We start from the raw sequence: 22218 nt of genomic DNA on the forward strand, positions 1-22218 counted from the left end.
CCTTACTTCGCAGCCGTGGGGATCTCAGTGACCTTGATCGCCGTGTACTGCTGGCGGTGGCCCTGACGACGGCGGTAGCCGGTCTTGTTCTTGTAGCGCAGAATGTCGATCTTCTGGCCCTTGTGGTGGTCCACGACCTCGGCCTGGACCTTGACACCGGCTAGCACCCACGGGTCGCTGGTCACGGCCTCGCCGTCGACGAGGAGCAGGGTCGAGAGCTCGACCGTGTCGCCGACCTTGGCGGTGGAAATCTTGTCAACCTCAACGATGTCGCCGACAGCAACCTTGTGCTGGCGACCACCGCTGCGCACGATGGCGTACACGCGGATCTCTCTCTCACTCGATGAACGGCACCCCGCAGGCCAGCCGCCCGACAGACACACGGGCAACCTCTCCCGAGCCGACCCGCGCCCGGGAGGAAGAGGTTTACGGGGATGTGGCGTCCCGATGGACACGCCGACGGTCAAGGTTACGAGGACATGCCCCGACCGGTCAAACCGGGCCCGGTCGATCGGTGGACACCGTGCCGGACGGGGGCGGCCCCACCCGGTGGATCAGCTCGCGAGCAGGTGGGCGCGCCCGAACATGGCCGCCGCGACCCGAGCGGTCGGCGTACCGGAGTCCAGATCCGCACCGGCCTCCCGCAGCACCTCGACCACCTCGTCCGCGCCCTTGAACAGGGCGCCGGCGATGGGCGTCTGGTCCCGGGCGTTGCGCAGGTCGGGGTCGGCGCCGAGCCGGAGCAGAGCCCGTACGGTGTCGGCGTGGCCGTGATAGGCGGCGAGCATGAGCAGGGTGTTGCCGGCCGCGTCGGTCACGTCGACCGGCAGCCCGTGCTCCACGAACCCCGCGAGCTCCTCGGTGCCGCCCTCCCGGGCCAGGTCCATGGCGATGGCCACGACGCGTTCCGTCTGCTCAGGAGTCAGACCGCCCCTGCTCATGTGAATCCCTCCTGATCACGCGGTTGTGCTGGTCATGTCTGTGAGGACACCGGGCGGTGACGGCGCACGCCCGGGCGCGGGCCACCGAGTGGCCCGCGCCCGGGCGCGGTGCGGCATGTACCGCGGTTCCCTCGAACGGCGAGGCTCAGAGGTTGCCGGCGGCCAGGGCCTCGATCGCCTTGCGGACGCCTTCGCCGTAGGCCGGGTCGGCCTGGGTGCAGTTGGCGATGTGCCGCTCGACGGTCTGCTCCGAGGCGCCGTTGATGGCACGCGCCGTGTTCTCGAAGAGAACCTTCTGCTGCTCGGGGCTCATCAGGCGGAACAAGTTCCCGGGCTGCTCGAAGTAGTTGTCGTCGTCCTCACGGAAATTGAACCGGTCGGCGACGGCACCCACAGCCAGGCTCGGCTCGCGGTAGGCCGGCTGGTCGGCCCAGCGGCCGTAGGAGTTGGGCTCGATGCCCGGGGTGGAGCCCTGGTTGCCGTCGACCCGCATGGCGCCGTCGCGGTGGTAGGTGTTCACCGGGTTCTTCGCGGCGTTGACCGGGATCTGGTGGTGGTTCACACCGAGGCGGTAGCGCTGGGCGTCGCCGTAGGAGAAGAGGCGGCCCTGCAGCATCCTGTCGGGCGAGTAGCTGATGCCCGGAACCACGTTCGCCGGGGTGAAGGCGGCCTGCTCGACGTCCGCGAAGTAGTTCGCGGGATTGCGGTTGAGCTCCCACTCGCCGACCTCGATCAGCGGGTAGTCCTTCTTCGACCAGACCTTGGTGAGGTCGAAGGGGTGGAAGCGGTAGTTCTCCGCGTCGGCCTCCGGCATGACCTGGATGAACAGCTTCCACTTCGGGAAGTCGCCGTTCTCGATCGCCTCGTAGAGGTCGCGCTGGTGGGACTCGCGGTCCTTGCCGACCAGGGCCTCGGCCTCGGCGTCGGTGAGGTTCTTGATGCCCTGCTGGGTGCGGTGGTGGAACTTGACCCAGAACCGCTCGCCCTCGGCGTTGATCAGGCTGTAGGTGTGCGAGCCGAAGCCGTGCATGTGCCGGTACGAGGCGGGGATGCCGCGGTCGGACATCACGATCGTGACCTGGTGCAGGGCCTCGGGGAGGTTGGTCCAGAAGTCCCAGTTGTTCTCGGCGTCGCGGAGGTTGGTGCGCGGGTCGCGCTTCACCGCGCGGTTGAGGTCCGGGAACCTCAGCGGGTCGCGGAAGAAGAAGACCGGGGTGTTGTTCCCGACCAGGTCCCAGTTGCCCTCGTCCGTGTAGAACTTCAGGGCGAAGCCGCGGATGTCGCGCTCGGCGTCGGCCGCACCGCGCTCACCGGCGACGGTGGAGAACCGGGCGAACATCTCGGTCTTCTTGCCGATCTCGGAGAAGATCTTCGCGCTCGTGTACTGCGTGATGTCGTGGGTCACCGTGAAGGTGCCGAACGCGCCCGAGCCCTTGGCGTGCATCCGGCGCTCCGGGATGACCTCGCGGTCGAAGTGTGCGAGCTTCTCCAGGAACCACACGTCCTGCAGGAGCATCGGACCGCGCGGACCGGCCGTCAGGGAGTTCTGGTTGTCGGCGACCGGCGCGCCGGCAGCCGTGGTCAACGGCTTCTGGTTGTTCTCGGTCAAAGCTCGCTCCTCGGTGTGTGGTTCTTCGCGGGGGGTCAAGGCCTGGCGGTCCTGGCCGTCCGAGTGTCCGCGCGTGCTGCTCCGCAGCCCGCATCAGGACCCACCCTATGTTAGACATGGTCTAAGTCAAGGCGACATTCAGAACCATATCTGTTCTTGAGATGGGATCAATCGCTGGTTAGGGTGACGTACATGAGTGATCTCTTGAAGAGGCTTCGGGAACGCGGCTGGCGCCTGACCGCGCAGCGACGCGTCGTCGCCGAGGTTCTCGGCGGGGATCACATCCATCTGACCGCCGACGAGGTGCACGCGCGCGCGGTGGAGCGGCTGCCCGAGATCTCCCGGGCTACGGTCTACAACACCCTGGGCGAACTGGTGACGCTGGGCGAGCTCGTCGAGGTCTCGACCGACCACCGCGCCACGCGCTACGACCCGAACGCGCACCGGCCCCATCACCACCTGCTCTGCGACCGCTGCGGCACCATCCGCGACGTGCACCCGGTGGGCGACCCCCTCTCGGACCTTCCGGAGTCGGAACGCTTCGGATACACGCTCGCCGACGTCGAACTGACCTACCGCGGAGTCTGTCCGGACTGCACGGCCTGACGCCGTTCACGGCGCGACCCGGCGGAGGCCGCGACCCGGCGGAGACGCAGAGAGGCGCGGGGCACCGGCTGTCACCGGTGCCCCGCGCCTCTCTGTGTGCCGCCCCTGAGGGCGGCTCCTGATCAGTCCTCCGTCGACGCCGTGACCGAGGGCGAGGGCTGCTGGGCCGCTGCCGCGGCCTTCTTCGCCGTCGTCTTCTTCGCGGCCGTCTTGGTGGTCTTGGCCGCGGCCTTCTTCGCCGTCGTCTTCTTGACGGCGGTCTTCTTCGCCGCCGTCGTCTTCTTCGCGGCCGTCGTCTTCTTGGCCACCGTCTTCTTCGTGGCGGCCTTCTTCGCCGTGGCCTTCTTGGCCGCCGCGCGGGCGGTCTTCTTGGCCGGAGCCGCCTCGTCGGCGACCGCCTCGTCGGCTTCCTCGACGGCCGCCGCCTCGTCCGCCGGGGCCGTCTCCACCACCGGGGCCGACGGGACGACCACGACGGCCGCCTCCTCGGACGCGGTGGACACGGTGGGCTTGCGCACCGCACGGCGGCGCGGGCGGGGCGGGGCGGCGGTCTCGGCGGCCGGCTCGGGCGCCTCGGCCGGGGACTCCTCGGCCACCGGCTCCGGCGTCTGCTCAGGCGCCGCGGGGGCTGTAGCTGCCGTGTCCGCGATCGTCACCACCGCGGCCTGCGCACCCGCCGGAGAACCGGCCGGCGCGGACACCTTGCGGGTGGCCCGGCGACGCGTACGGCCCTGGGGAGCGGCGTCCTCGGCGGGCGCTGCCGCAGCGGCGGGCGCCTCGACGACCGGGTCCTCGGCGGCGGCCGGTACGGCGTGCGCCTCGGCGGCCGGCTCCGGCTGGACCGGGCGTGCGGTCTCCTCGGCGACCGTCGTCTCCTGAGCCGTCGGCACCTCCGCGCCGGACCCGTCGGGCCCGGACCCATCGGCGGCCGCGGCGGCAGCCGGCTCGCGCCGGGGCTGCTCGCGCCTCGGCGCACCCGCCGGGGCCGAGGCCCTGCGGCTCACCCGGCGGCGGGTACGTCCGCGAGTGGCCGCGGCCTCCGCCTCGGCGGCGCTGCTGTACAGCTCCTCGTCCGGCGTGTACTCCGGAGCGGGAAGCGCGACCGGCGCGGCGACCTCGGCGGCCACCTCGGCCGCCGTCTCCGACTCCGACTCCGCTTCCGCCTCCTGCTCCGCCGTCGGGACGGCGTCGGCCTCGTGCTCGTGGAGGTGCTCCCCGGCACCGGCCCGCGCCCGCTTCCTGCGCTTGCCGCCGCCTCCGGCGGAGGTGGGCTGGTCCAGGTGGACGACGACACCGCGCCCGTTGCAGTGGACGCAGGTCTCCGAGAACGACTCCAGCAGGCCCTGGCCGACCCGCTTGCGGGTCATCTGCACCAGACCCAGCGAGGTCACCTCGGCGACCTGGTGCTTCGTACGGTCCCGGCCCAGGCACTCCAGCAGGCGCCGCAGCACCAGGTCCCGGTTGGACTCCAGGACCATGTCGATGAAGTCGATGACGATGATGCCGCCGAGGTCGCGCAGCCGCAGCTGGCGCACGATCTCCTCGGCCGCCTCCAGGTTGTTCCTGGTGACCGTCTCCTCGAGGTTGCCGCCCTGACCGGTGAACTTTCCGGTGTTGACGTCGATGACGACCATCGCCTCGGTCCGGTCGATCACCAGCGAACCGCCGCTGGGCAGCCAGACCTTGCGGTCGAGCGCCTTGGCGAGCTGCTCGTCGATCCGGTACGTGGCGAAGACGTCGACCTCGCTGGTCCACCTCTGCAGCCGGCCGGCCAGGTCGGGCGCGACGTGCGCGACGTACCCGTGGATGGTCTCCCATGCCTCGTCGCCGCTGACGACGACCTTGGAGAAGTCCTCGTTGAAGATGTCCCGCACGACCCGGACGGTCATGTCCGGCTCGCCGTACAGCAGCGACGGCGCGTTCGAGCTGCCACCGCTCTTGGACTTCTTCTTGATCTCCTCCCACTGCGCCTGCAGCCGCTCGACGTCACGGCGCAGCTCGTCCTCGCTCGCGCCCTCGGCGGCGGTGCGCACGATGACACCCGCGTCCTCGGGGACGACCTTCTTGAGGATGCTCTTCAGCCGGGCCCGCTCGGTGTCGGGCAGCTTGCGGCTGATGCCGGTCATCGAACCCTCGGGGACGTACACGAGGTAGCGGCCCGGGAGGGAGACCTGGCTGGTCAGACGGGCACCCTTGTGCCCGATCGGGTCCTTCGTCACCTGGGCGAGGACCGACTGGCCCGACTTCAGCGCGGCCTCGATCCGACGCGGGCCGTTGGCCATGCCCAGCGCCTCGAAGTTGACCTCACCGGCGTAGAGCACGGCGTTGCGGCCCTTGCCGATGTCGATGAACGCGGCCTCCATCGACGGCAGCACGTTCTGCACCTTGCCGAGGTACACGTTGCCGACGTACGAGGTCGCCTGCTCCTTGTTGACGTAGTGCTCGACGAGCACCCCGTCCTCCAGGACGCCGATCTGCGTACGGTCGCCGTACTGCCGGACCACCATGACGCGCTCGACGGCCTCACGGCGGGCCAGGAACTCGGCCTCGGTGATGATCGGGACGCGCCGACGGCCCTGCTCACGGCCTTCCCGGCGGCGCTGCTTCTTCGCCTCCAGGCGGGTGGAGCCCTTGATGGACTGCACCTCGTCCGACGGCTCGGCGGGCCTGCGCGGTTCGCGGACCTTGACGACGGTGCGCTCGGGGTCGTCGGTGGAGGTCTCGGCCTCGCCGCCGCTGTCCCCGGCCCGGCGGCGCCGGCGACGACGACGCCGGCTGCTGCTGGAGCCGCCCGCGGTGCCCTCCTCGTCGTGGTCCTCGGCCGACTCGTCGGCGTGCTCCGCCTCGTCGGCGGACCGGTCCGCTCCGTCCTCGGTGTCGTGTTCGGTGCCGGTGCTCTCGGTGTCGTCCCCGGGTTCGCCGCCCTCGGCCTCCGCCTCGGCGGACTCGCCGCGCCTGCGGCGACGGCCACCGCGGCGACGGCGCCGGCGGGAACCGGCCCCTTCGCTCTCGTCGTGGTCATCGTGGTCGTCGTGGTCGTCGTCGGAGAGGCCCTCCGCCGACTCGTCGGTCTCCGCGTCGTCGGCGGACCGGGCCGGGCCGTCCTCGGCATCCTCGACACGGACGGCGGCAGCGGCCGGAGCCGCGTCGGTCTCGTCCGCCGCACCCCGACGGCGACGGCGGCGGCGCGAGGCGGTGGGCTGCTCCTCCGGGAGTTCCTCGGTCTCCTCCGGCTGCTCGGGCTCCGGCCTGCCGACGGCCTCGGCGGCCGCTTCGGCGGCGGCCCGCTCCGGCGTCTGGAACTGGGGCTCGGTGAACACGGGAGCCTGGAAGACGGCGACGGCGGGGCGGGCGGGGCGCCTCGACGTCCCGGCCTCGGCCTCGGTCGCGGCGGATCCGGTGGCCGGCCGGGCGGGCTCCGCGAACCCGGCGGCGGCCTTGCGGACCGTACGGCGACGGCGGCGCGGAGCGGCGTCGTCCGCGGCGGGCTCGGCGGGCGTCTCGGAGACCGCGGTCTGCCCGGTGGACTCGGTCACGGGAGCCTGCGCCTCCTCGGCGGGGGAGGCGGCGGCCTCGGCGGTCGCGGGCGCGGAGACGCTGCGCGAGGCGCGGCGCCGGGTGCGGCGGGGAGCCGCGTCCTCGGCGGTGTCGGTGATGTTGTCGGCGGTGTCGGTGATGTTGTCGGCGGTGACAGCCGTGTCGGCGGCCTGGGCCGCGCTCGCGGGCACGGCGCTCTCCGCCGGTTCGGTGGCCTCGATGACGGTGGCCGTCGGCGAGGTCACACGGCGCGTCGCACGACGGCGCGCGCGCGGCGGGGCGGCGTCCCCGGCGGGCTCGGCCGGCGCCGCCTCCACGGCGGGCTCGGCGGCCGGAGTGGCCTGAGCAGCGGGGGCCTCGGCCGTCGGCACGACGGTCTCGGCGGCCTCCGCCGACGCCGGTGTCCCGGCGGGCGAGGTCGAGCGGCGCACCACACGGCGACGCCGGGGCGGAGCGGCGGTGTCCGTGGCGACCGGTGCCTCCTCCCGGGCGGCCGCCGGCTGCGCGGCGGCCTCGGCCTCGGTGCTCTCCTCGGCCGCGAGCTCGTCGTTCTCGTCGAGCGGCTCCGCGGGTTCAGGAGACTCGGGGAACTCGGCGGCCGGTATGGCCGACGTGACCGTCTCGGCCTTCGTGCCGGTGCCCGCCGTGGGCGGACCAGCCGGACGGGACGCGGCCCGTCGCCGCCGACGCGGCGGCAGGGTGTCGCTGGGGCTGTTCGGTTCGGAGCCCTCTGTGGGCTCGGTCGGTTCGAGCATGCGGGGGTTTCTCCCGTCAGGCTCCCGGGCGCCGCACCCGGTCCGGCGATGCCGGTGACGTCCGCGGCTCGCGCGAAGCGCGGTTGCCGCCGTCCGGGGCGCGGGCGCCGCACGGGAACTCTCTGTGTCCTGTCTCACCGGTTCCGTACACCGAATGCGCACGGCCTGGCGAAAGTCTTGTGATCGGTGCGCTGCCCGACCCAGGTGGCTCCCGAGGTACGAGGGCGGCGCTACGACGTCCGTCCCTACGCGGGACCTTCCTTACACCGGCGCCGTCGCGGTGGCAGTGGCACCGGCCGGATGCGGCTCGGTCGCTGCTGCCTCGCGGTCGGGCGCGAGCGGGTCGGTCACCGTGCCGGTCTCTTCATCGAGCAGCCCCTGCGCCAGCCTGGTCACCGCTGCGGGGACCGGCGGCGCCAGATCGGCCACGGCGCGGAGACCGGACAGGACGTCGTCGGGTCGAACGGCAGGCGTCACGTGCCGAACAACCAGCCGCAGTATCGCACAGGGCTGGTCGGTCGGCCTATCAGCCGACGAAGGGGGCGTTTCCGGGCTTTCCAGAGCCACGACCGCGGAACGGGTGTCGAACGTACGCACCCCGTTCTTCGTCCGGCGCTGCACCTCGACGGTACCGGCCGCGTTGAAGGCGTCCACCGCTCGGCGGGCCTCCTCGTGGTCGACACCGGCCAGCCGCAGCTCCCACACCGAGGCCGTGAGCCGGTCGGCGAGCCCCGAGGTACGGGCCTCGGCCGCCTCGATGATGTCGAGCCCGGGGGGCAGCGACTCGTCGAGGAGGGCTCTGATCCGCTCCGGATCCCGCGCCCGGGTGAGCGCGATCTCCAGGTACTCCGCCTCACTGCCCGTGCCGGTGGGTGCGGCATTGGCGTACGACACCTTCGGGTGCGGCGTGAACCCCGCCGAGTACGCCATCGGCACCTCGGCACGGCGCAACGCGCGCTCGAAAGCACGCTGGAAGTCACGGTGGCTGGTGAACCGGAGGCGGCCGCGCTTGGTGTAGCGCAGTCGAATGCGCTGTACCGCGGGTGCGGGCGGCGGACCTTCGGGCTGTCGCTTGCCCAGTGTCGTTCAGTCCTTCGTGAGAGCGGTTGTACTGCTATCAAGAGTACGCGCCTCACCGCCGATAGGTTCCCGTCGGTTCGTGCGCACCGGCTCCCCCTGCTCTCCGAGGAACATCCGGCGGACGTCGGCACGGGCCCGCCGCACCGACGCGCGGGCGACGGCGAGGGACTGCCGTACGGCCCTCCCCACGGCGCGCCCGGCCTCGGCGGCGGGCCGCAGCACCGCGTCCCGCACCATGTGCCCCACCGGTGTCAGCACACGCGTGTACATCCACCGCGCGGGCTCCACGAGGATCCACCGCACCAGGGCGCCCAGGAACCGCCCCACCGCGAGCGAGACGTGCCCGGCGACCCGCCAGGCATGCCCGAGGGCATTGCCGATCTCTCTCGCGACGACGGCGAGCACCCGCCCGACCGGCACCAGAACCCATCGCCACACGGCGAGCAGGGGCAGCACGAGCAGGATTCGGGTGATCCAGTACAGCCCCGTACCGATACCGGTGACGAGCATGCCCGCCAGCCGTACCAGCCCCTTCACGCACCAGGCGACGGCCTGTCCGACGGGTGTGAGCACCCACCTGTACAGCCACGCGCAGGGCACGACGACCAAATACCGCGTGAGCCGAGCGAGGACCGCGAACACCCCGAGCCCGATCGCGGCGCAGACGGCCGCGATCCCGCGCAGCACCCACATCACGCCATGTCCGAAGGGCGTCAGCACGCGCCCGTACAGCCACACCAGCGCGTGCCCGAGCGGCACGAGCACATACCGGTACAGCCACCCGGCGGGAACGACGATCACCAGGTTCCCGAGCCGGGTGAGCACCTTGCCGAGCGGCACGAGGCCGTATCGCCACAGCCCCACCAGCGGCCACACGAACACCGCTCGCCCTACCCACCACAGCGCCCGCCCGAGCGGCCGGAACACGGCACGCCCCAGCCACCGCCCGGCGGCAACACACCCGTCCCACACCATCCGCACCGGCAGCACCAGGACGAACACGACGATCCGCACCGGCAGGCGAACCGCCGTGACCAGACACCCCTCACCCGCGGGCGCCACCGGCCGCTCGACACCCGTCTTCTCCTGCTCCATACGGATGAGGACGCCCCTGCGGAACGTTCGGATGCGCCGACCGCACACCGGAGGGAATCCCCACATCTACAGTGCTGTAGAAATCTGCCCGGAAGTGTCACCGCTGCACGATCCGCCGGCTCCTTCGAACGGCGGGCATGGCGCGCAGCACGAAGGAGTAGATACAAGCACGTGAACGACCACCCTGCCCTCACGGGCACCACCCCCCGGCCCCTCCGTCACGCCTTGGCGGAGAGAGCCCGCACCGTCACCGAAGCCCGCTGGTTCGCCCTCACCGTCTTCCTCCTGATCCTCACCAACGCGGCCCTGCTGGGAGCCGAGACCTACAGCGGACTCTCCAGGGACTGGCACCACGGGTTACGCCTCGCCGAGCACCTCTGCCTCGCCGCCTTCACCGTCGAGATAGCCCTGCGCGCCTGCGCCCACGCGGACCGCCCCCGCGACTTCTTCCGCGACCCCTGGAACCTCTTCGACCTGGCCGTCGTCGCCTGCGCCTTCCTGCCCCTCGTCCGCGAGAACACCACCGTTCTGCGGCTCCTGCGCCTCTCCCGCGTCCTGCGCACCGCCCGCTTCCTCCCCCAACTGCGGATCGTCTTCGTCGCGGTGGCCCGCAGCCTGCCGGGCACCGTCAGCTTCCTCCTGGTGGGCGCGCTCCTGCTCTACGTCTACGCCATGGTCGGCTGGGTCTTCTTCGGCGAGGCGGACCCCGGCCAGTTCGGCTCCATCGGCCGCGCCGTCCTCACCCTCTTCCTGCTGATGACCCTGGACGGCCTCGGTGACGCCGTCCACGCGGGCCTGGAGATCTCCCGCTGGAGCATCGTCTACTACGCCTCCTACGTACTGTTCGCCTCGTTCGTCCTGGTCAACGTCCTCATCGGGGTCGTCATCAGCTCCCTGGAGGAAGCTCGCGAACTGGAACGCGAACACTCCCCCGAGGTCCCCGTCCCGGACCCCGCCCCGGACCTGCGCACCCGCATCGCCATCGCCAGAAAGGCCCTGGACGACCTGGAAGCCGTCCTCCCACCGCTCCTCACCCCCCACCAACCCGAACCCACCCCCGCACCCACCCCTGACACGGCCCGGTCGTAACACCGCCCCCGTCGCAGGCCGCGAACGCCGGTGGGCCCACTCCGTGTTCCGGAGTGGGCCCACCGAACATCCCGGGACGACGGCTCAGGACGAAGCACCGCGGGAAGCGGGCGCCGTGTGCCGCACGGTCAGGCCGTGTTCTTCACCGTCAGGGGAAGCAGCTTCTTACCAGTCGGTCCGATTTGAATATTGGTGTCCATCTGAGGGCACACCCCGCAGTCGAAGCAGGGGGTCCAGCGGCAGTCCTCGACCTCTGTCTCGTCGAGGGCGTCCTGCCAGTCCTCCCAGAGCCAGTCCTTGTCGAGGCCGGAGTCGAGGTGGTCCCAGGGGAGGACCTCCTCGTAGGAGCGTTCGCGGGTGGTGTACCAGTCGACGTCCACGCCGTACTGCGCCAGGGCCTTGTCGGCGCAGCCCATCCAGCGGTCGTAGGAGAAGTGCTCGCGCCAGCCGTCGAAGCGGCCGCCGTCCTCGTAGACCGCGCGGATGACCGCGCCGACGCGGCGGTCACCGCGGGAGAGGAGGCCTTCGACGATGCCGGGCTTGCCGTCGTGGTAGCGGAAGCCGATGGAGCGGCCGTACTTCTTGTCGCCGCGGATCTTGTCGCGCAGCTTGGTCAGGCGGGCGTCCGTCTCCTCGGCCGACAGCTGCGGTGCCCACTGGAAGGGGGTGTGCGGCTTGGGGACGAAGCCGCCGATGGAGACCGTGCAGCGGATGTCGCCCGAGCCGGAGACCTCACGGCCCTTCTGGATGACGTTCATCGCCATGTCGGCGATCTGGAGGACGTCGTCGTCGGTCTCGGTGGGCAGGCCGCACATGAAGTAGAGCTTCACCTGGCGCCAGCCGTTGCCGTAGGCCGTGGCGACGGTCCTGATCAGGTCGTCCTCGGAGACCATCTTGTTGATGACCTTGCGCATGCGCTCCGAGCCGCCCTCGGGGGCGAAGGTCAGGCCGGAGCGGCGGCCGTTGCGGGTCAGTTCGTTGGCCAGGTCGACGTTGAAGGCGTCGACGCGGGTGGAGGGGAGGGAGAGGCCGATCTTGTCCTCTTCGTAGCGGTCGGCGAGGCCCTTGGCGATGTCGCCGATCTCCGAGTGGTCGGCGGAGGAGAGGGAGAGCAGGCCGACCTCTTCGAAGCCGGTGGCCTTCAGGCCCTTCTCGACCATGTCGCCGATGCCCGTGATGGAGCGCTCGCGCACCGGGCGGGTGATCATGCCGGCCTGGCAGAAGCGGCAGCCGCGGGTGCAGCCGCGGAAGATCTCCACCGACATGCGCTCGTGCACCGTCTCGGCGAGCGGGACGAGGGGCTGCTTGGGGTAGGGCCACTCGTCGAGGTCCATCACCGTGTGCTTGGAGACGCGCCACGGGACGCCCGACTTGTTCGGTACGACGCGGGCGATCCGGCCGTCGGGGAGGTACTCGACGTCGTAGAAGGCGGGGACGTACACGCCGCCGGTCCGGGCCAGGCGGAAGAGGAGTTCCTCGCGGCCGCCGGGGCGGCCCTCCTCCTTCCAGGCGCGGATGATCCGGGTGACCTCGAGGACGGCCTGCTCGCCGTCGCCGATGACGGCGCAGTCGATGAAGTCGGCGATCGGCTCGGGGTTGAAGGCGGCGTGGCCGCCGGCCACGACGATCGGGTCGTCGAGGCCGCGGTCCTTGGCCTCGAGCGGGATGCCGGACAGGTCCAGGGCGGTGAGCATGTTGGTGTAGCCGAGCTCCGTGGAGAAGCTCAGGCCGAACACGTCGAAGGCCTTGACCGGGCGGTGGCTGTCGACCGTGAACTGCGGGACGGCGTGCTCCCGCATCAGTTCCTCCAGGTCCGGCCAGACGCTGTAGGTGCGCTCGGCGAGGACGCCGTCCTGTTCGTTGAGCACCTCGTAGAGGATCATGACGCCCTGGTTGGGCAGTCCGACCTCGTACGCGTCGGGGTACATGAGGGCCCAGCGGACATCACAGCTGTCCCAAGGCTTGACCGTGGAGTTGAGCTCTCCGCCGACGTACTGGATCGGCTTCTGCACATGCGGGAGCAGCGCTTCGAGCTGCGGGAACACAGACTCGGCGGCCACGGCGGCTTCGGCAGGCATCTCGGGAACCTTTGTGTGCTGGCTGGGGCTCCCCCGGCCGGAGGCTGGGGGCGGGTGACCATCCAGCCTAACCGCTTCAGAAGGCGGCGGATTTTCTGATCGGCTTCCAGGTTTCCGGGAGGGCGTTCTCGGTGATCTCCGCGCGCCGTTCCTCGCGTCCGTACAGCACCCCGTACGTGAAGTCGCTCTCCCCCGCCGCGTGGGCGACGGCGGCGAGTTCGCGCAGGGTCTTGCGGGCCATGATGCTGTCCTGGTGGTCGCCGAGCAGGCCCTGGAGCGACTTCATGCTCTTGACCAGGTCCTTGGCGGGGTCGTCGAGGGCCGGGGTGGCGGCCTCGGCGGCGTAGCGGGTGCGCTTGGTCTTCTTGCGGGCCTCGTGCAGGGCGAGGTCGCGTTCGTGGCCGGGCGGGAGGTCCAGGGCCCGGGTGACGAGGCCGGACAGCTTGTCGAGGTCCTTGCTCACGGCCTTGGCGAGCACCTTGTCCGGGCCGGCCGCGGCCTTCTTCCGCAGGGGCGGGTCGGCCAGCAGGGCGTCGAGGGTGTCGAGCAGGGTGAGGTAGCGGTGGGAGTCGAGGACTCCGGTGACCTTGCCGTGGGCTCCGCGGTGGCCGGTCTCGGACCAGGTGGTCAGCCTGTCGCGCACGGGGCCGTGGACGAGGGTGTCGGGCAGGTCGTCCAGGGCCGTGATGAGGCGCCCGGCGAGGACTTCCTGGTCGCGGTCCAGGCCGAGTTCTCCGGCCAGCCATTTCAGGTCGACGCCGACGGGGTCGGTGGTCTTCCGGTCGAGGACGCTGCGGAAGGAGCGGAAGGTGCTGCGCAGGCGGCGGGTGGCGACGCGCATGCGGTGCACGGAGTCGGGTACGTCCTGGCGTACGGCGGGGTCGAGTTCGACGAGGGCGTCCCGCTGGGCGCGGACGTAGGCGAGGACGTGGTCGCCGGCGGTGACGGGTTTCCCCACCGGCCGGCTGCGGTGCTTGCGCTTCGGTGCCGCGGCCGGGGCGGCCGCGGGCGCGGGGGCGGCCTCGGGCGTGTGCGTGGGGGGCGCCGTCTCGGCGAGGGCCCTGGCGAGCTTGGAGGGCGCCTTCGAGGGGCGCAGGCCCGCCTTGCGGAGCCGTTTGTCGACCTTGTCGAGGAAGGCGGGGTCGCCGTCGTCGGCGAGTTCGACCTCGATCTCGGTCCACTGGGCGGTGCCGTCGCCGGTGAGGCGTTCGGCGTGCACGGTGTCGACGCTGATCTCGGCGAGGAGCCGGCCGGTGGCGTCGAGGAGGTGGCGTACGTCGCGGTCGGAGCGCAGCCGGACCACGGGGCTCAGTGCGGCGCCGCGGACGCGGGAGCGGACGAGCCGGGCGAGGTCCTCCGGGACGGTGTCGGAGAGCGGGGCGCGGATCTCGTCGCGCACTCCGGGGGCGACGGGGAACTTCAGGTGCCAGCCGGCGTCGGAGCCGCCGGTGCGGCGGCGCAGGGTGAGGGAGGCGGCGGCGAGGCGGTGGTCGGCGGTGTCGTAGTAGGTGGCGTCGAGGTGGACGACGCCCTGGTCGACGAGGGACGCCACGCCGGGGACGCCGGTCAGGTCGGGGAGTCCGCTGTCGCCGGACTCGTACTTTCGCTCGATTTCGCGTGTGGTGTCCGCCATGAACTGAACCTATCCGCCAGACCTGAATCTAGTCGTGACCGGTGCGGAACGGCGGGGCCGGTCCGCACCGGTCGTACGGCCGGCCACGCTCGCGGACAGCGGGCGCTGCAGTCTGATCGACTGCAGGAGTCCCACGGCCAGCCACACCGCGAACATCGACGAGCCGCCGTAGGACACGAAGGGCAGGGGCAGGCCGGTGACCGGCATGATGCCGAGGGTCATGCCGATGTTCTCGAAGGTCTGGAAGGCGAACCAGGCGACGATGCCGGCGGCGACGATGGTGCCGTACAGGTCGGTGGTGTCGCGGGCGATGCGGCAGGCGCGCCACAGGATGACGCCGAGCAGGACGATGATGAGTCCGCCGCCGATGAAGCCGAGTTCCTCCCCGGCGACGGTGAAGACGAAGTCGGTCTGCTGCTCGGGCACGAACTGGCCGGTGGTCTGCGAGCCTTCGAAGAGGCCGGAGCCGGTGAGGCCGCCGGAGCCGATGGCGATGCGGGCCTGGTTGGTGTTGTAGCCGACGCCGGCGGGGTCGAGTTCGGGGTTGGCGAAGGCGGCGAAGCGGTTGATCTGGTACTCGTCGAGGATTCCGAGCTGCCAGACGGTGACGGCGCCGATGGCTCCGGCGCCGATCAGGCCGAAGATCCACCGGTTGGAGGCGCCGGAGGCGAGCAGTACGCCGAGCACGATGACGACCATGACCATGACCGAGCCGAGGTCGGGCATCAGCATCACGATCAGCATGGGGACGACGGCCAGCCCCAGGGCCTGGAGGACCGTGCGGTGGTCGGGGTAGGGCTTGTCGCCGGCGTCGACCCGGGCCGCGAGCAGCATGGCCATGCCCAGGATGATGGTGAGCTTCACGAACTCCGAGGGCTGGAGCGAGAAGCCTCCGCCGAGCTTGATCCAGGAGTGGGCGCCGTTGATGGTGGAGCCCAGCGGGGTGAGCACCAGCAGGATCAGGAAGACCGAGGCGCCGTAGAGGACCGGTACGGCGGTGCGCAGGGCGCGGTGGCCGAGCCAGAGCATGGCGATCATCAGGGCCAGGCCGATGCCGGTGTTCAGCCAGTGCCGGACCAGGAAGTAGTACGGGTCGCCCTGGTTGAGTTCGGTGCGGTTGCGGGTCGCCGAGTAGACCAGGAGGGAGCCGAGCAGCGACAGGGCGATCGCCGACAGCAGTATCGGCCAGTCGAGTCGCCGGGCCGGGGAGTCGCGGGCGAGGAGCCGCGTCCAGCCGGCCCGCTCGGGTCCGTAGCCGGAGACGTGGAAGCTGTTGACTCCGCCGGTCATGGCGCCGTCCTCCGGTCTGCTGTGCGGCGCGCCCGGCCGGCGCTCCGTCGTGCGTCTCGGCGGCGGGTGTCGCGGTTGGCGGGCGGGGGCGTGTTCACGGTCGCGCCCTGGTCCTGGCCGTCGGGCGTCGTCCCGCCCTCCTCGGTCCTGGCCTCCTCGGTGGTCCGCAGGTCCTTGGCCGGGTCCTTGGAGATCTTCGGGGAGATGATGGTGCCGTCCGTCCTGACCTTGGGCAGCGTCTTCTGCGGGGTGGGCAGCAGTGCCTTCTTCTTGTCGATCTCGCCGTCCGGGGAGACGCCGTACAGCGCGTTGTAGACGTTGCGCACGGCGGGGCCCGAGGCGCCGGAGCCGGTGCCGCCCTGGGAGATCGTCATGACGATCGAGTAGTCCTTGGTGTAGGTCGCGAACCACGAGGTGGTCTGCTTGCCGTGGACCTCGGCGGTACCGGTCTTGGCGTGCATCGGGATCTTGTCCTGCGGCCAGCCGCCGAACCGCCAGGCGGCCGTACCGCGGGTGGCGACTCCCTCGAGGGCTCCGTCTATGGCCTTGAGGGTCTTCTTCGTCACCGGCAGCTTGCTGTGCGCCTTGGGCTCGATCTCCGTGACCTGCTTGCCGTCGGGGCTGATGACGGCCTTGCCGACGGTGGGGTGGTAGAGGGTGCCGCCGTTGGAGAGGGCCGCGTAGACGGCGGCCATCTGGATGGGGGTGACGAGGGTGTCGCCCTGGCCGATGGAGTAGTTGACGGAGTCACCGGCGCGCAGTCGGTTGCCTTCGAGGCAGTTCTCGTAGGCGATGCGCTCGACGTAGCTGCCGTCTTTCTTGCCGGACTTGCACCAGGCGTCCTTGTTGGCCTTCCAGTAGTCGGCCTTCCACTGGCGGTCGGGGACGCGGCCGGTGACCTCGTTGGGCAGGTCGATGCCGGTCAGCTCACCGAGGCCGAACTGGTGGGAGGTCTTGTAGAACCAGTCCTTGGCGTTCTTCTTCGGCTTGTTGCCGCCGTCGCGCTTCCACTCCTCGTGGGCGAGCCGGTAGAAGACGGTGTCGCAGGAGACTTCGAGGGCTCGGCCGAGGCTGATCCCGCCGTGGTTCTGGGATTCGAAGTTCTTGAAGACCTGGCCGCCGATGGAGTACGAGCTGGAGCACTCGTAGGGGCCTTCGAAGGAGTAGCCGGCGTTGATCGCGGCGGCCGTCGGGATGACCTTGAAGATGGAGCCGGGTGCCGACACGCCCTGGATGGCGCGGTTCAGCAGCGGGTAGTTGGACTTCTTGCCGGTGAGCTTGGCGTAGTCCTTGCCGGAGATGCCGCCCACCCAGGCGTTGGGGTCGTAGCTCGGGTTGGAGGCCATGGCGACGACGCGGCCGGTCTTGGCCTCCATGACGACGATGGCCCCGGAGTCGGCCTCGTAGAGGCGGTTGGTGTTGCGGTCCATCTCCTTGCGGGCCTGCTTCATCGCCTCGTTCAGCTCGTACTCGGCGACCCGCTGGACGCGGGCGTCGATGCTGGTGACGAGGTTGGCGCCGGGCTGGGCGGAATCGGCCTGGGCCTCGCCGATGACGCGGCCGAGGTTGTCGACCTCGTAGCGGGTGACGCCCGCCTTGCCGCGCAACTGCTTGTCGTACTCGCGTTCCAGGCCGGAACGGCCGACCTGGTCGGAGCGCAGGTAGGGCGAGTCGGTGTCCTTGGCCTCCTGGAGTTCCTCGTCGGTGACGGGCGAGAGGTAGCCGAGGACCTGGGCGGTGTTGGCCTGCCCGGGGGCCGCGTACCGGCGTACGGCCTGGGGCTCGGCGCTGATGCCGGGGAATTCCTCGGCACGCTCGCGGATCTGCAGGGCCTGCTTGGCGGTGGCCTCGTCGGTGATGGGGATGGGCTGGTACGGCGATCCGTTCCAGCAGGGCCGGGGGGTCTTGGCGTCACACAGCCGGACCTTCTCCATGACCTCCTTGGTGGGCATGCCGAGGACGCCGGCGAGCTTGGTGAGGACGGCCTCGCCGTCGTCCCTCATCTTCAGGAGTTCGGTGCGGGAGGCGGAGACGACCAGCCGGGTCTCGTTGTCGGCGAGGGCCACTCCGCGGGCGTCCAGGATGGAGCCGCGGACCGCGGGCTGGACGACCTGCTGCACGTGGTTGCCGGAGGCCTTCTTCGCGTACTCGGCGCCCTCGCGGATCTGGAGGTACCACAGGCGCCCGCCCAGGGTGCCGAGGAGGGAGAGGACGAGGACCTGGATGACGACGAGCCGGATCTGGACCCGTGGACTGCGCCCGGTCTCGGGGATGTTAGTCATGGGCGCAGCCCATTCCGTTGAGGGTGGTGGTGGGAGACGGGTGGGAGGTCACGCGGTTTCCTCCCCCTCGGTGAGGTTCTGCGGTGTCACAGGCGCTTTACCCCCTTGATGCGGCCGGCCCGCGCCACCCGCGCCCGCGCCGCCTTCGCCCTCAGGCCCCGCTGGGCGCCGATGCGCAGCCCGGTGCCGCCCGAGCTCCAGCCGGAGGCGATGTCACCGGACTTGGCGGAGCTGTTCTCGGCGAGTGGATCGTTCTCGGCGCGCCGGGCCAGGGCCATGACCCCGGGGACGACGAAGGGGGCGAGCAGCAGGTCGTACAGGGCGGCGCTGAAGAGCAGTCCGCCGAGGCCGACGTTGCGGGCCGCGGTGTCGCCGACGAGGGCGCCGACACCGGCGTAGAGCAGGGTGGTGCCGATGGCCGCGGCGACCACCACGGCCATCGGGCCGGTCGCCGATCTCACCTGGCCGCTCTCGGGCTTGACCAGCCCGGCGAGGTAGCCGACGACGCACAGCACGAGGGCGTAGCGGCCGACGGCGTGGTCGGCGGGCGGGGCCAGGTCGGCGAGGAGTCCGGCGGCGAAGCCGACGAGGGAGCCGCCGACATGGCCGTAGACCAGGGCGAGGCCGAGGACCGTCAGGAGGAGCAGGTCGGGGACGGCGCCCGGGAGATGGAGGCGGGCGAGGACGCTCACCTGGATCACCAGGGCCACGACGACCAGTGAGCTGGAGAGCAGGATCCGGTTGACGCGCATGGGGTGACAGCTCCTACTGCTCTTGCTGGTCCTGGCCGTCGGCCGGGGCTGACGGGGTGACGGTCACCGTGACGGTCGGCGTGGGCGTGGGCTTCGGTTTCTCGGGCAGCACCGTGTCGCGCGGGTCCTTCTCGGGGGCCTGGACGACCACACCGACGACGTCGAGCTTGGTGAAGCCGACGAACGGCGTGACGTAGAGGGTGCGGGTGAGGTCACCGCCGGAGGGGTCGACGCGGGAGACTGTGCCGACGGGGACTCCGGGCACGAACGGCTTGTCGGCCTGTGAGCCGAAGGTGACCAGCCGGTCGCCCTTCTTGATCTCGGCCTTGCCGTTGAGGAGTTCGACGCGCAGGGGCCGGTCGCCCTGGCCGGAGGCGAAGCCGAGTTCGTCACCGGCCTCCATGCGGGTGCCCACGGTGAAGTCGGGGTCGCTGGCGAGCAGCACGGTGGCGGTGTTCGGACCGACGGTGGTGACCCGGCCGACGAGTCCGTCGCCGTTGAGGACGGTCATGTCGCGCTTGACGCCGTCGTTGGCGCCGACGTCGATGGTGATGGTCCAGGAGAAGCCCTGGGCCGCTCCTATGGCGATGACCTGGGCGCCCTTGATGCCGTACTGGCCCTGGCCGGCGACCTTCAGCAACTTGTCGAGCTGCTTGGCTCTGCTGCGGTTGCGGTCGTCGCTGCCGAGTTCGGCCTTGAGCGCGGCGTTCTCCCGCTCCAGTTCGGCGAGCCGGTCGTACCGGTCACCGGAGCCGCGGACCGCGGAGACGGCGTTGCCGATCGGGTCGACCGCGCCAGCCACTCCGTTCTCGATCGGACCGAAGACCGTCGCCGCGGCCTGCCGGGCACCGTCGACCGGTGAATCCTCTCCGCCGCGGATGTCCACCGTGATCAGTGCGAAAGCGGTGGTGATCAGCAGCACCAGGAGCAGCCGGCTCTCTCGTGTGTCCCTCACGTGCGACGGCCGTGCCTTCCTCGTCGAGAACGGGTAGCGAAAACGGGGGTGGTACCGAAGTGGTCGGAAACTGTGGGGAATTACGGGAACAGCGGATCTGACGATCTACAGATCCACGGTTCTGCAGATCTACGGGCCTGGGAACTACGGGGGGTCAGCTTATGTCTCTATATCAACGATCCGCCGTACGAGAGGAGATCGTCCCGTACGGCGGAATCGAAGAGCCGCGTCATCTGCGCGGCTGGGCGTCCAGCACCTGCTGGAGCGCCTCGAACTCCTCGACGCACTTTCCGGAGCCGAGCGCCACGCTGTCCAGCGGGTCCTCGGCGATGTGGATGGGCATGCCCGTCTCGCGGCGCAGCCGCTCGTCCAGACCGCGCAGCAGCGCTCCGCCGCCGGTCAGCACGATGCCCCGGTCCATGATGTCGCCGGACAGCTCCGGCGGGCACTTGTCCAGGGTGGTCTTGACGGCGTCCACAATGGCGTTGACCGGCTCCTCGATCGCCTTGCGCACCTCGTCGGCGGAGATGACCACGGTCTTGGGCAGCCCGGAGACCAGGTCCCGGCCGCGGATCTCGGTGTGTTCGTCGGAGTCGAGGTCGTACGCCGAACCGATCGTGAGCTTGATCTGCTCGGCCGAGCGCTCACCCAGCAGGAGGGAGTACTCCTTCTTGATGTGCTGGATGATCGCGTTGTCCAGTTCGTCGCCCGCGACCCGGATGGACTGGGCGGTGACGATGCCGCCGAGGGAGATGACCGCGACCTCCGTGGTGCCGCCGCCGATGTCCACCACCATGTTGCCCGTGGCCTCGTGGACCGGCAGGCCGGAGCCGATGGCGGCGGCCATGGGCTCCTCGATGATGTGCACCTGGCGGGCGCCGGCCTGGGACGACGCCTCGATGACGGCACGGCGCTCGACGCCGGTGATGCCCGAGGGGACACAGACGACGACCCGCGGACGGGCCAGGTAACGCCGCTTGTGGATCTTCAGGATGAAGTAGCGGAGCATCCGCTCGGTGATCTCGAAGTCGGCGATGACGCCGTCCTTCAGCGGACGTACGGCAACGATGTTGCCGGGGGTGCGCCCGATCATCTTCTTCGCTTCGGCCCCGACCGCGAGGATGCCACCGGTATTGGTGTTGATCGCGACGACGGACGGCTCGTTGAGTACGATTCCGCGACCTCTCACGTACACCAGCGTGTTGGCGGTCCCGAGGTCGACAGCCATGTCACGGCCGATGAACGACATAGAGTTCCCCATGAGGATTCGTCTGGCCTTCCCACTGGCTTTTGAGGGCTTTTCAGGTCGGCGAGGTGGGTGCGGTGACGCGAAGGCTTCCATCGTAGACGCGCCTTCGCGAACACTGCGCGAGGGTCTTCGCCATTGTCAGCAGATGGCGGGTCCGGTTGCTTGTGGAGACGGGCCATCGGGGGCATGCGTTCCCCCGAACGCCGCGCATATGTCAAAAAGGTCTGGGGGCAAAGCCCCCAGACCAGCCGCCAAACGGCCGAAGCGCGGCGCACGGCCGCTATGCGATTGTTATGCGCGGTCTCGAGGGGCGGGACGTCACGCGTGGCCGGGGAAGAAGATCTTGACCTCGCGCTCGGCGGACTCCTCGGAGTCGGAGGCGTGGATCAGGTTCTCCCGGACGATCACGCCGAAGTCGCCGCGGATCGATCCCGGGGCCGCGGCGACCGGGTCGGTCGGACCGGCCAGTTGGCGCACTCCCTCGATGACCCGCTCACCCTCGACGATCATCGCCACGACCGGACCGGAGGCCATGAACTCCACCAGCGGCTCGTAGAACGGGCGGCCGACGTGCTCCTCGTAGTGCTGCTCCAGAGTGGCACGGTCCAGGGTGCGCAGTTCCAGCGCGGTGATCCGCCAGCCGGCCTTGCGCTCGATACGGCTGATGATCTCGCCGACCAGTGAGCGGCGGACGGTGTCCGGCTTCAGGAGGACGAGGGTGCGCTGGGTCATGGTGTGCGGCTCCTTGCAGGCCAGGAAGTCGGATGGGCCCGAGGCTACCCGGTGGGGCAGCTGGGTCGGCACCTGGACCCCGTCCGACAGCCCCGCCACCGCGGGAAGCACGATCAGCAGTACGCCGAGCACAATTCGGTGGAGAGGGACCGGGTGCCGAGCACCATGAGGCACCCGGCACCGGCAACACCTGCTACGCCGACTGTTGCGCGGCGAACCGGGCCTTCGCCTCGTCGATCTTCCGCCCGTAGTGCACCGAGGCCCACCACAGCACCGCGAACAGCGCGCCCAGGAAGAACATCGTCGGGACGAAGAAGCCGGAGGCGAGCAGGGCGAACTGCAGGGCCCAGCCGAGGGTGAGGCCGCCGGGCCGGGTGATCATCCCGCACAGCGCCACGCACAGGAACATGGCGACGCCGCACACCGTCCACACGGTGGCGACGGAGAGGTCCGGGTCCTTCATCGCGACCAGTCCGGCGAAGCCGATGACGAGGACCTCGCTGATCAGGGTCGAAGCGCAGAGCGTACGCACGGT

General features: G+C 70.5%; 16 protein-coding genes and 1 pseudogene. 2 read left to right on the top strand and 15 right to left on the bottom strand.

The annotated features are described in order from the left end of the window. Window positions 1-2: 2 nt before the first annotated feature. The 3 genes from rplU to DIZ27_RS16010 all read right to left on the bottom strand — a co-directional run bounded on the left by rplU (window position 3) and on the right by DIZ27_RS16010 (window position 2550). Complete coding sequence (rplU, locus tag DIZ27_RS16000; protein ID WP_109379079.1) at window positions 3-323, bottom strand: 50S ribosomal protein L21; 321 nt, start codon at window positions 321-323, stop codon at window positions 3-5. Window positions 324-554: 231 nt separating this feature from the next. Beyond that, window positions 555-941 (bottom strand): ankyrin repeat domain-containing protein, encoded by a 387-nt coding sequence (locus DIZ27_RS16005; RefSeq protein WP_109379080.1) that lies wholly within the window; start codon window positions 939-941, stop codon window positions 555-557. Between the two features lie 145 nt (window positions 942-1086). Next, the gene (locus DIZ27_RS16010) at window positions 1087-2550 is read right to left on the bottom strand and encodes a catalase (RefSeq protein WP_109379081.1); all 1464 of its coding nucleotides are present in this window, start codon (window positions 2548-2550) and stop codon (window positions 1087-1089) included. A 192-nt stretch (window positions 2551-2742) separates the two neighbouring features. Here DIZ27_RS16010 and DIZ27_RS16015 point away from each other — a divergent pair, with 192 nt between their 5' ends. Beyond that, entirely contained in the window at window positions 2743-3156 is a 414-nt protein-coding gene (locus DIZ27_RS16015) for a Fur family transcriptional regulator (RefSeq protein ID WP_109379172.1), read from the top strand. Window positions 3157-3278: 122 nt separating this feature from the next. On the opposite strand, the gene DIZ27_RS16020 is transcribed toward DIZ27_RS16015, so the two are convergent. The 3 genes from DIZ27_RS16020 to DIZ27_RS16030 all read right to left on the bottom strand — a co-directional run bounded on the left by DIZ27_RS16020 (window position 3279) and on the right by DIZ27_RS16030 (window position 9623). Then, window positions 3279-7448, bottom strand: coding sequence for an Rne/Rng family ribonuclease (locus DIZ27_RS16020; RefSeq protein ID WP_109379082.1), 4170 nt, complete (start codon window positions 7446-7448; stop codon window positions 3279-3281). Window positions 7449-7709: 261 nt separating this feature from the next. Then, the gene (locus DIZ27_RS16025) at window positions 7710-8528 is read right to left on the bottom strand and encodes a TIGR03936 family radical SAM-associated protein (RefSeq protein WP_109379083.1); all 819 of its coding nucleotides are present in this window, start codon (window positions 8526-8528) and stop codon (window positions 7710-7712) included. Between the two features lie 6 nt (window positions 8529-8534). Further along, entirely contained in the window at window positions 8535-9623 is a 1089-nt protein-coding gene (locus DIZ27_RS16030) for a hypothetical protein (RefSeq protein ID WP_109379084.1), read from the bottom strand. Between the two features lie 171 nt (window positions 9624-9794). Here DIZ27_RS16030 and DIZ27_RS16035 point away from each other — a divergent pair, with 171 nt between their 5' ends. Then, window positions 9795-10712 (top strand): ion transporter, encoded by a 918-nt coding sequence (locus DIZ27_RS16035; RefSeq protein WP_109379085.1) that lies wholly within the window; start codon window positions 9795-9797, stop codon window positions 10710-10712. Between the two features lie 128 nt (window positions 10713-10840). Here the strand turns inward: DIZ27_RS16035 and DIZ27_RS16040 are convergent, their stop codons facing one another. The 9 genes and pseudogenes from DIZ27_RS16040 to DIZ27_RS16080 all read right to left on the bottom strand — a co-directional run bounded on the left by DIZ27_RS16040 (window position 10841) and on the right by DIZ27_RS16080 (window position 22215). Next, window positions 10841-12790, bottom strand: coding sequence for a TIGR03960 family B12-binding radical SAM protein (locus DIZ27_RS16040; protein WP_109379086.1), 1950 nt, complete (start codon window positions 12788-12790; stop codon window positions 10841-10843). Window positions 12791-12866: 76 nt separating this feature from the next. Further along, complete coding sequence (locus DIZ27_RS16045) at window positions 12867-14423, bottom strand: CYTH and CHAD domain-containing protein (RefSeq protein WP_109379087.1); 1557 nt, start codon at window positions 14421-14423, stop codon at window positions 12867-12869. Between the two features lie 90 nt (window positions 14424-14513). After that, a pseudogene (gene rodA / locus DIZ27_RS16050) lies at window positions 14514-15713 on the bottom strand (rod shape-determining protein RodA); the annotation flags it as partial. Continuing rightward, the gene (gene mrdA, locus DIZ27_RS16055) at window positions 15710-17995 is read right to left on the bottom strand and encodes a penicillin-binding protein 2 (RefSeq protein WP_109379088.1); all 2286 of its coding nucleotides are present in this window, start codon (window positions 17993-17995) and stop codon (window positions 15710-15712) included. The pseudogene rodA and the gene mrdA, both read right to left, overlap by 4 nt. Window positions 17996-18081: 86 nt before the next feature. Further along, the gene (mreD, locus tag DIZ27_RS16060; RefSeq protein ID WP_109379089.1) at window positions 18082-18747 is read right to left on the bottom strand and encodes a rod shape-determining protein MreD; all 666 of its coding nucleotides are present in this window, start codon (window positions 18745-18747) and stop codon (window positions 18082-18084) included. A gap of 13 nt (window positions 18748-18760) precedes the next feature. Continuing rightward, a complete protein-coding gene (gene mreC / locus DIZ27_RS16065) occupies window positions 18761-19702 on the bottom strand; it encodes a rod shape-determining protein MreC (RefSeq protein ID WP_109379090.1) in 942 nt (313 codons plus the stop codon). 229 nt (window positions 19703-19931) lie between these two features. Then, window positions 19932-20951, bottom strand: a complete 1020-nt coding sequence (locus DIZ27_RS16070) for a rod shape-determining protein (protein ID WP_109379091.1) — start codon at window positions 20949-20951, stop codon at window positions 19932-19934. Window positions 20952-21269: 318 nt separating this feature from the next. Beyond that, window positions 21270-21683, bottom strand: coding sequence for a nucleoside-diphosphate kinase (ndk, locus tag DIZ27_RS16075; protein ID WP_109379173.1), 414 nt, complete (start codon window positions 21681-21683; stop codon window positions 21270-21272). Window positions 21684-21876: 193 nt separating this feature from the next. After that, entirely contained in the window at window positions 21877-22215 is a 339-nt protein-coding gene (locus DIZ27_RS16080; RefSeq protein WP_109379092.1) for a DUF4233 domain-containing protein, read from the bottom strand. Window positions 22216-22218: the final 3 nt, after the last annotated feature.

It is taken from the genome of Streptomyces sp. NWU339 (genome assembly GCF_003143855.1).
Lineage (GTDB): Bacteria > Actinomycetota > Actinomycetes > Streptomycetales > Streptomycetaceae > Streptomyces.